Annotated in this window: 7 protein-coding genes; all 7 read right to left on the reverse strand. The window is 49.4% G+C overall.

The genetic code is table 11. The features are described from left to right. On the reverse strand, positions 1 to 632 hold a 632-nt coding region (locus AC3DOM_RS11395), incomplete at its 3' end, for an aspartate-semialdehyde dehydrogenase (protein ID WP_487919169.1). Positions 633 to 652: 20 nt separating this feature from the next. After that, positions 653 to 2,098 (reverse strand): aspartate kinase, encoded by a 1,446-nt coding sequence (locus AC3DOM_RS11400; RefSeq protein WP_487919170.1) that lies wholly within the window; start codon positions 2,096 to 2,098, stop codon positions 653 to 655. Positions 2,099 to 2,112: 14 nt separating this feature from the next. Beyond that, on the reverse strand, positions 2,113 to 4,944 hold the full coding sequence (locus AC3DOM_RS11405; RefSeq protein WP_487919171.1) for a M20/M25/M40 family metallo-hydrolase: 2,832 nt from the start codon (positions 4,942 to 4,944) through the stop codon (positions 2,113 to 2,115). Positions 4,945 to 5,013: 69 nt separating this feature from the next. Then, on the reverse strand, positions 5,014 to 6,315 hold the full coding sequence (locus AC3DOM_RS11410; protein WP_487919172.1) for a pyridoxal phosphate-dependent aminotransferase: 1,302 nt from the start codon (positions 6,313 to 6,315) through the stop codon (positions 5,014 to 5,016). A gap of 343 nt (positions 6,316 to 6,658) precedes the next feature. Continuing rightward, a complete protein-coding gene (gene sucD / locus AC3DOM_RS11415) occupies positions 6,659 to 7,522 on the reverse strand; it encodes a succinate--CoA ligase subunit alpha (protein WP_487919173.1) in 864 nt (287 codons plus the stop codon). Position 7,523: 1 nt separating this feature from the next. Then, positions 7,524 to 8,660, reverse strand: a complete 1,137-nt coding sequence (gene sucC, locus AC3DOM_RS11420; RefSeq protein ID WP_487919174.1) for an ADP-forming succinate--CoA ligase subunit beta — start codon at positions 8,658 to 8,660, stop codon at positions 7,524 to 7,526. A 290-nt stretch (positions 8,661 to 8,950) separates the two neighbouring features. Beyond that, the coding region (locus AC3DOM_RS11425) for an NHL repeat-containing protein (RefSeq protein WP_487919175.1) at positions 8,951 to 10,251 on the reverse strand (1,301 nt) is incomplete at its 5' end.

Genomic DNA, 10,251 nt, shown 5'->3' on the forward strand with positions numbered 1-10,251 from the left:
GGCTCCCAGGAAGCCTTTTCTTCCTCGCCGGGTATATATGGAATGACGTTGCCAAGGATATCGAGCGAAGGAACACCGGGATATCCCGCTCCTGAAATAGCCTGCATGGATGTGGCAAAAACACGGCGAAGGCCAAAGGAATTTTTTAAGGCCTTTAATGCAATGGTCATACCCGTGCTGGTGCAATTTGGATTGGTGACAATAAATCCATCCCAGCCTTGTTTGGCGCGTTGAGCAGGAATCAGGGCGGTATGCTCAGGATTTACCTCAGGCAGTAAAATCGGCGTGTGTGGGTCTTGTCGAAATGCGCCCGCGTTTGTGCAGACCGCTGCGCCAGCTTTGGCAAAGAGGGGCTCAATTATTTTGGCTTTTTCTGATGGAAGTGCGGAGAAAACCAGTGGCGTTTGTATGGATTCCGGGAATGAGGGGGTTACTTTCAACTGGAAGATGCTTTTGGGGATATCGGTTGGCAATAACCAGCGGCAAACTTCGCCGTATTTTTGTCCTTCAGTGCGAGCGGAGCCTGTGACGGCAATAACATCAAACCAGGGGTGATTTTCAAGTAATTGGATAAAACGCTGCCCAACCGCTCCTGTTGCGCCCAAAACGGCAACCGGGATTTTATTTTTCATAAATATATGCCTGGTTTTTTTCAACCAGTAATAAATTGGTGTAGGGTATGAATAGCCTTTTCAGTATCTTTTGCAGTGACAATCAAACTGATCGCCACTTTTGAGGACCCTTGCGCGATCGCAAGAATATTTACATCGGCCGATCCCAAAGCACTGAATATCTGACCCGCTACTCCCGGGGTATGTTGGAGACCATTGCCAACGGCGGTGATGATTGCGACTTCATCGGTCGCCCAAACGCGGTCAATATCTCGGCGGGCAAGCTCTGTAGCAAATGCAATATGCAAAGAATCCAGAACATCTTTGGCTGATTCACTGGGGACAGAAAAGGATATGCTCTGCTCAGAAGATGCCTGTGTGATAAGAGGAACGCTGGTTCCGGTTGCCGCGACGGCGCCGAATGTCCGGGCCGCAACGCCCGGAACCCCCAACATGCCGCGCCCCTCGACCGTGATCAACCGTTGATCTTGAATCGCCGTGACAGCCTTGACGATACCCCTGGCACCGTTTTTAATCTTTGGGGCAGCTTCATTATTTTTAGTTACCCGAGTCCCCTCATCTTCTGGTTTGAAAGTGTTACAAATTCGCACGGGAATCCCCACTTCAACAACCGGGCGAACAGCTTTTGGATGCAAAACTTTTGCCCCAAAATAAGATAGCTCTGCCATCTCACGATAATTCAATTCGGGAATTGTTCTTGCGTCTTCTACAATACGCGGATCGGCTGTCATCACACCGCTTACGTCTGTCCAAATCCAGACTTCGTCGGCGGGGAGGGCTGCTCCGATGATTGCTGCAGAATAATCTCCTCCACCGCGACCCAAAGTGGTGGTAATGCCTTCTTTTGTTGCGCCTATAAAACCAGTTAAAACTGGAATTTGTTTTTGCATCAACATGGGGATCAGAATATTCTGTACATTTTTGGCAGTTTCTTCCAAATTTGGGTGCGCAGCTTGAAAACAGTCATCAGTGACAACAATATTTGTTGCCTCAACGAATTGGGCAGGAAAACCTGCTGATTTTAAAATGCCTGCCAAAAGACGAACAGAGAAGCGTTCCCCCAGGGACACAACTGCATCAAGTGCGCGGGGGGTAGCCTCTCCTAAAATGCTGATTGCGCGACATAAATTGGCAAATTCCATGGAAAGATGCTTTATTTCCTGTTTGAGTTGTGCGCGTTCTGCCGAACTGGGAACGAGTTTCTCAACAATCGAATAATGTTTATTTTGCAACTCAATTTCTGCTTTAGAAATGAATACTTCGTCACCTACGATGGCGCGCTCTGCACTTTCCACAAGAAGGTTTGTCACCCCCGCCATTGCGGAGGTGACAATGATCATTCTGTCCCATTCTTGCCGACATTTCCGGACAATTTCAGTTATGTGTTCTATTGCTTTCGGCGAACCAACAGAGGTGCCGCCAAATTTCATGACAAGGGCAGAGGGGGATTTGCTTTCTTTAGACATTGGCTGTTTCCAGTTTAGTTTGCAGATTTCTTTTCAATGAGCAACTTCCCGTAAGCTTGCAAGACCTGATAATATGGCAGGATGCTGGGGATAAAATGCCGTTCCTGGGAAGAGTGCGGCCCGATTCCGCTTTGCCCCCAGACCACTCCCTGACCTCCAGGGGCGAAACGTGCTGAGGTGCCCGGTAATTTTCGTCCAAGACAGGCTTTTTCTCCCGAAGCGAGACCAACCGCCTCAATTAAAGGTTGCAAGTATGGGTTGGTGGGGTCGCAGGCGATCCCGCCCTCCATGGCTCCGATCTGAATTTCCAGTCCATTTTCGTCGCAATATGCCTTCGTCTCATTGATCAGGGATTCCAGATCGTCCTCCGGGATACTGCGGATTTCAACGCCCATAATCCCATGGTCAGCGGTGATATTGTAAATGCCGGGTGAGCCGATCTGGATGAAGGGGAAACGAACCTGGGACTGCCATTTGTCAGGGCTGCTGAGGGTGAGATATTTATTGGCAAGTTCCTGAATTTTTGCGCGGGCATGAATCAATTGATCAGAAAGATCAGCCTGTGCACCAGCGATGCCAGAATGCCCACGCTGCCCGGTGGCTATCAAATCAAAGCGCATAGCACCTCGATTTTCGGTGCAGATCTCACCCCAAAGTCCCTCTCCGCTTTCTTCTGTGCGTTCTCCAGCAATGAAGATATCAGGAGAATAGCCTGATTCTTTCTCAAGTAAGTTCAGGACGTGAGGAGTTCCCATCGCCTCACCCTCTCCGTTTTCTTCGTTCCCGACCAGAAGGAGGTTGATTGGCGGATAGGGCGCTCCCTGCTTGAGAGTATCTTTAAGCCAGACCATATAGGTCGCAACGACGACCTTCATATCACCAGCCCCTCGGCCCCAAAGATAATCCCCTTCGATGCGGGGTTTAAATTGACCATCATCGGGATCTGGTTCCACCACATCGAAATGTCCGCTGAGCATTACTGGAGCCAATCCTTGGCCAGGAAATCCGACCAAAATCGACGGGTATTTTTGTTCGTCAAAGAAACGCACAGAAAGTCCATGGCTGCGAAGATAATCGTAGATAAAGACTCCGGCACGATGAACTTCGTCAAGGCGTTCGTTGGCGCTGGCGGTAACTGAAGGGATGCGGATCAAGCGGATGGCGAGATCAACGATCTCACTGGTTATGTTGGGGTATTCGATATTAATCAGATTCTCCTGTTTGGCACTATAGCGAATTGGAGCGAGCGGGTCTTTGTGGGCCTGGCTGCGTAAACGGTTAAGAATATCGCCCAGCTTTTCTTTTTCATCATCCCAAAGAGCGACACTGGATGCTATATATTCTACTTCTTCTTCGATCATTTTTTCATGCTTGGTAACAATCTCCCTAAAAAGTTCTGGAGGGACTTCGTCACCTAAGCCAATTTGAGCGCGAACTTCTTCGCGCAGGCGTTGGGCCGTATTTGGGGCGCCGGCAACCATCTCTTTGAGGGGATGTAGTTGATCCCATTGATCCAGCGCTTCTGCCAAAGGACGCACTTTATCGAGGGTCCAGCGGAGAAATTCGCGCATGGTGATGGGTTTACCAGTAAATGGGTTGTCAATTTCCGCCACTAATCCTTTTTGACCTGCGATTGTTTCATTTCGACGGGCGCGGCGAATATCCTCGCTGTCATAACGGAAGGCCCGCGCAAATTCGGGATCGGCGTAGATGCGCATCATCAGGAGATTCTTCAGGGTCATATTCGCAAGTTCGAGATCGAGGGGGTTTCCGCCGTCATCGGTCCGCACCTCAACCCGGGTCATTGGCAAATCCACACGGGCAAGCATATTCTGGATCTCGATCTGATGTGCCATCTCATCAAGAGATTGAACTTCGCCGGATGCATAAAGCCCGCTCGAATAGAGGCGTTCCAATTCTTCACTGGTGACTTCCACAAGCCTTTCGACTCGTTCTTCAAGGGAGCGAGCCCGAACGGGCATCCAGTTATTATTGCCAAAGCGGACACCTTGACGAACAAGATCATATGATGTTTGCAGATAATCCTGATGGGACCTGTAAAGATCAGGGACATCGAGGGCTGGAGGCTTTGGGAATATTAGACTGCGAAGCGAATTATGTTCAGTGAGGATAACTACAGCTCGCCCGTCACGTATTTCTGATTGAAAAGGTGATGATGCTGACGTCGCAATGAAGAGGGGCGCGAATGCCCGCAATAGTCGTGTTGCAGTAATATAGAAATCGTTTTTGTAATTATCCAGATGAGTGTCTTTCCGCGCTGATGCAGGCAGGTGCATAAAATCCCAGGCGAGGAGCGGTTCGGGGAGTGAGATATTGGCGTGATTTCCCGCAGTTGAGAGGGCGTCACCATAGGTGTCCACACAGCGTTCAATATAGCGACGCTTGGCGATATGCCAGCCACCAGGAATAGAATCATAATTGACGGTGGTCTGATAGGGGAGATTACCATGCCAGATGTGGAGCTTTTCATCAAATTTCTGCCCGGCCTGATGGAGGGCATTCAAAACCACCCCTTGAAGGATGCGTCCCTCGTAGATAGCACCCCGTGCCGAATAATATGGGTGGGTGCCCCATTCGATCATCCATTGAAAGGCCTCGAGGTCGGTCAGATCTCTCACACTTTCAGGAATATGATTCTCACGAAGATAATCAACAAATGATTTTTTACCCGGACCGGTACCGACAGTCAGGAGGGGTCGCAAATCAGAATCGAGTAAAAATAGTTCAAGCTCCAATCCGCAGGTTCCATATTGAGGGTAATCCTGTCGGGCTGTTTCGAGAGAAAGCTGGTATTTTTTGGCAAATTGACCGGGATTATAGGTCATATTCTTTTCCCGCAGCGATGATGAGAAGCCGAATCGTGTTGGATTTTGGCTTGATCCCGTTTTTTTGATTCATTCGAGGGCCTTCAACCCTTCCAGCAAACGCTCAGCAGCGCCCTGGGTTCGTTCAGGTGGCGTAGCGTAAGAAAACCGGACCCAATCTTTTCCATAAGCTGAGAAGAAACCTCCTGGAACAGTCGCGACCCCATGTTCTTCGGCGAGATACTGCCCAAGAGCCTCACTATCTTCCCAACCTTTGGCTTTGATCCAATCCCCAACATGAATAAAGGCATAATAGCCCTTGCCGATAATATATTTGAAATTTTCTTTCTCAAGAAAGGTTTGCAAGACTTTCCGGCTGGCGTTGGTCGGCTCCACAATGGAGCGACTGGCCTCTTTATAGCCCATTTCATAAGCAGCCATCGCAACAGCCAGGCCATAGAAGGAGGGGATCACATTGTGCGAGGCGCGCGCGACGATAAATTTGCTGACTGCTTCGGGAACAATCAGATGCGCACTGCGGATATTCGAGGCACCCAAACTTTTTGTCAGGCCATCGAGGAAGATCAAACGATCCCGTTCGGCAGGCGTGAATTCGCGAAGAAAAGCATTGATATCCATTGGTTCCTCATCGGTGACCTGATGATAGATCCAGTCATAGAGAACGAAGGCAATCCCGGCCTTGAGGGCGGCTTTTCCCAGTGCAATTTGTTTTTCGGGGGTAATCGTCTGTCCGGTGGGGTTATCGGGATTTGTGACCACCATCCCGGCGATCTTGCGACCCGATTTGGCGGCAAAATCTACACTGGCCCGGATGCCCTCCTCGCTATAGGTCCAGGCCTCCTCTTCGCGGCCCGGGGCAAGGATCACGTTTGCTCCCACACCGTAAGGTCCCCAGTTATAGGAAAGCCACGGAACACGGGAAACCAGCAGGGCATCTCCCTGACGTCCATGGCCAAGACTGAGCATGGCTTCGTAGGCTTTAACCAGGGCATCACGTCCACCGACTGTTGCGATAATATTAGCGGGGCCGACCCCAAGGCCGGGGGAAAACTGCCAATATTTTTCAGCGACAACCTCGCGGAAAGCGACTGTCCCAAAGGGAGAGTCGTAACCTGTGCCATGATCGATCTGCATCTGGGCGGCGCGCTCAAGGATTTCAGGAGGTGTACCAGGCAAACTGGCCCCGCCATCACCCTGAGAAGCGTCGTAGATGGGGCTGTCAGGCGCCTTTTGCTGATATTGATCGAGCGATTTTTTGATCAAAAACATCCTTGATGCTGGAATATCGGTCATTTTTGAAAGATGGTCGCTGGATGGGACAAGATTCTCCTGGGGAACTACAAAAACGGGTTGATCTGGTGAGGTGGGCATTTGCATCATTCTCCTTATTTAAAGAAAAAGCCCCGAAATTTATCGGGGCGTTATTACGTTTGCTAGCGGAATAAACTTACTTCTCCTTATAGCTGCGCGCCAACGTCCCGTAATGCTTACGGGTAGTCATATTGTTAGTATTATTGGTCGCGGAAAGGTGATAGTTTTTCATGTTGGGCGAAACTATACCACTCAGAGTGAGCATCGTCAAGGAAATCGATAGAAAACGGTCAAATCTTAATGATTTATGTGTTGAAAGAAAACTCATCGCCTTCAAAAAACGAAAATAATAAAAAGGCCCCGTTCCTTTTGAAGGAACGGGACCTTGGGTTATCACTTGAAATTAACCCAAGAGATCGGGTAATTCTTCGGGGTGTTTGGCAACCCGGACACCTGCCTCTTCGAGGGCTTTGATCTTATCAGCTGCTGCGCCAGAGCCAGATTGAATGATCGCGCCGGCGTGGCCCATTCGCTTGCCGGGTGGGGCGGTTTGCCCTGCAATAAAGGCTGCGACAGGTTTGGTCATCCTCGTGGCAATAAACTCAGCGGCCATTTCTTCGTCCGTCCCGCCAATCTCACCGAGCATGACTATTTTGTCGGTTTGGGGGTCCTCTTCAAACATGGCCAGGACATCAACAAAGTTTGTGCCGTTGACCGGGTCGCCACCAATGCCCACGCATGTGGATGCGCCCATGCCCTTTTGTTTGAGGGCGTAAAGCACTTCGTAGGTCAGGGTTCCAGAGCGGGAGACTGCCCCGACATTGCCGGGGATGGCGATATTGCCGGGAATAATACCAACTTTGGCCTCGCCAGGCGTCAGCAGACCGGGACAATTTGGGCCAAGTAAGCGTGTGTCGAGTTGGTCGATATACGCACGTACGCGCATCATATCTTTGACGGGGACACCCTCGGTGATGCAGACAATAAATTCAATTCCTGCATCTGCGGCTTCAAAGATCGCATCTGCGGCGAAGCGCGCCGGGACAAAGATCACGCTGGTGTTGGCGCCGGTCACTTCGGCGGCGATTTTAACGGAATCAAAGACGGGGACCTTGCCATCCAGCACCCACTCGCCACCCTTGCCGGGGGTCACGCCTCCCACGACATTTGTTCCATAATTGACCATCTGATTGGTATGAAAGAGACCTTCATTTCCTGTGATGCCCTGCACCAATAGACGGGTTTCCTTATTAATTAAAATGCTCATCTCAGGCCTCCCTGGACGCAGCGACGGCTTTCTTAGCGGCGTCGGCAAGGGTTTCTGCAGTAATCATATCTGCTTCGGCGATCATTTTACGGCCCTCTTCAGCATTGGTCCCCACCAGTCGAACGACCATGGGTACATCCGGTTTAACCTCATCAATGGCTTCAAGAACGCCTTTCGCGACTTCATCACAACGAGTGATGCCGCCAAAGATATTGATCAACACAACCTTGACATTTGGATCAGAAAGAATAATGCGGAAAGCAGCGCCCACTTTTTCCGCATCTGCTCCGCCGCCAATATCCAGGAAATTGGCTGGGCTGCCTCCAAAGAGTTTGACGATATCCATCGTTGTCATTGCCAGGCCCGCACCATTTACCATACAGCCAATCTCACCGTCAAGTTTGATATAAGACAGATCATGTTCGCGGGCGATGGTTTCAGCCTCAGCCTCGACGTCAATATCGCGCATCTCGGCAATATCGGGGTGACGGAAGATAGCGCTGTCATCGATCAGCATTTTGCCATCTACAGCAAGCAGAGTGTCTTCATCTGTAATGACCAGGGGGTTTATTTCAGCAAGGGTTGCATCACTTTCATTATATGCCTGCCAAAGCCCACTGGCGATCACGCCAAATTCTTTCCAGTGCTTGCGGGGTAATTCAATGCTGGCAGCAATATCGCGTATTTGGTAACCTTGTAAACCTAAAAGAGGATGGATATGGGCTTTGATGATCTTCTCAGGGGTCTTGCGTGCAACCTCTTCGATCTCCACGCCACCTTCAGCTGAGACCATCATGACAGGCATACGCCTGGCACGGTCGTTTGTAATTCCAAGGTAAATTTCACTTTTGATATTGGTTGCTTCGTCAATCAGTACCTTTCGTACGGTAAGCCCCTTGATATCCATGCCTAAAATAGCCGCAGCATATTTTTCTGCCTCCTCCGGGGAGTTGGCAAGTTTTACACCGCCGGCCTTTCCGCGTCCGCCTACCAAAACTTGAGACTTAATAATTACGCGACCGCCCAGGTCTTTGGCAATATCCCGCGCATCTTTTGGCGTAATTGCGACATTCCCGTTTGGAATGGGAACACCATATTTGGCGAAGATGCGTTTGGATTGGTACTCATGAATCTTCATTCAGACTCCTTCATAATTAAGGATTATTAATTCTAATTTCAGGACTTTATAATTCTACGAAACCAAGGTCATTGCGAATGAAGTGAAGCAATCTCCCGCTCTGAGATTGGGATTGCTTCGGCGGGAAAACTGACTCGCACGTGTGCCTGCGGCTCAGTACAGGCAATGACGGAATCGTATCCCATTTAATTTAACAAATCGATTATACCATCGGCAAAAAATCACAGAGCAAAATTTATAGCACCTGTGATTTTTGTCTTCACACTATATGACAATGGAATGTGGTTTTGTTAATCCGGCAAACTGAAACGCATTACGCGGTGATTTCCCGCATCTGTGACCCACACATACCCTTCCTGGTCAACTGTAACTGCTGCGGCAAGTCCAATACTTTGGTCATCGTAACCAAAATCACCCCAGGTTCGAATAAATTCGCCATCAGTAGAGAATTGTAAAATACGATAGCTTTCAGGATCCGTTACAAAGACCGCACCATTATTATCGACTGAAATAAAGGGTTTATTGTCAAGAGATTGCCCATACCAACCAGCGATTTCCCATTGATCAAGCGGGAAGTACAAAGTTCCATCTAAATTGTGCGAAAAAGACTGGACTCGCTGATTCCAGGTATCAGTGACATAAACTATACCCTTTGAATCGACGGCAACACCGACTGATTCGTCGAATTCACCTGCACCCATGCCTGTTGTACCGAATTCTGTGATATAGCCTCCGTCCGCGTCAAAAATAACAATCCGCTTGTTTCCGGTATCTGATACATAAACCTGGCCCTGGGCATCAACCGCAATTCCCCGCGGGCCCCAAAAGGCTTCACCATCTTCAGCCTGGCCGTAATGCCCCCAACGTGTGATCGGTGTCCCGTCAGGATCGAATTTTTGGATGCGATGATTCCAGGTATCCGAAACGTAGACGGAGCCATCAGGACCAACTGCAACCCCCCAGGGTTCATTGAGTGTTCCACCGGGCAAATCATCAAAGGTCGAGTCCCCAAATTGACCCCACATATTAATAAATTGGCCTTCCTTGTCAAAATGCTGTATACGGTGGTTGCGGGAATCTGCTACATAGAAACTGCCGTCAGGGGCAAAAGCGATTCCGCGCGGGGCGTCAAAATCTCCTGGATTTGTACCATTGGATCCGATTGTGAAATCAGCGCCAAGCGTAATTGTATTCTCTTGATAGGGGTCGATAATTGTTTCTTCACTTGTTGCGGGGGTGACCCCATAATTCCAGACTTGAGCCGCGACATCTTTTCGAATATAGAGTCTCATATCATCGGAAGGATCCCAGTTTATGGCTGTCAGCGTTTCTTTTCCAGTTGCCTTTGCATATTTGCTGTAGTCCCGATTTGCCCAAATATCAAAAATAGCAGCGAACATTTCTGGGTTTGTGAATACCTGGCAAATTCGGGAATAATCTATTCCTTTGAAAGTTTTTAGAATACTCCAGACACCAGTGCACGGATAGCTTTCATCAAACTCCAATTCAGCGTTACGCTTAAAGGTTAGCCCGTAATAATCCTGATTCGGCCACCACATGCGAATATAGTCGCTCCGATAGTAGCCCTGCC

The organism is Candidatus Desulfolinea nitratireducens (genome assembly GCF_982879505.1).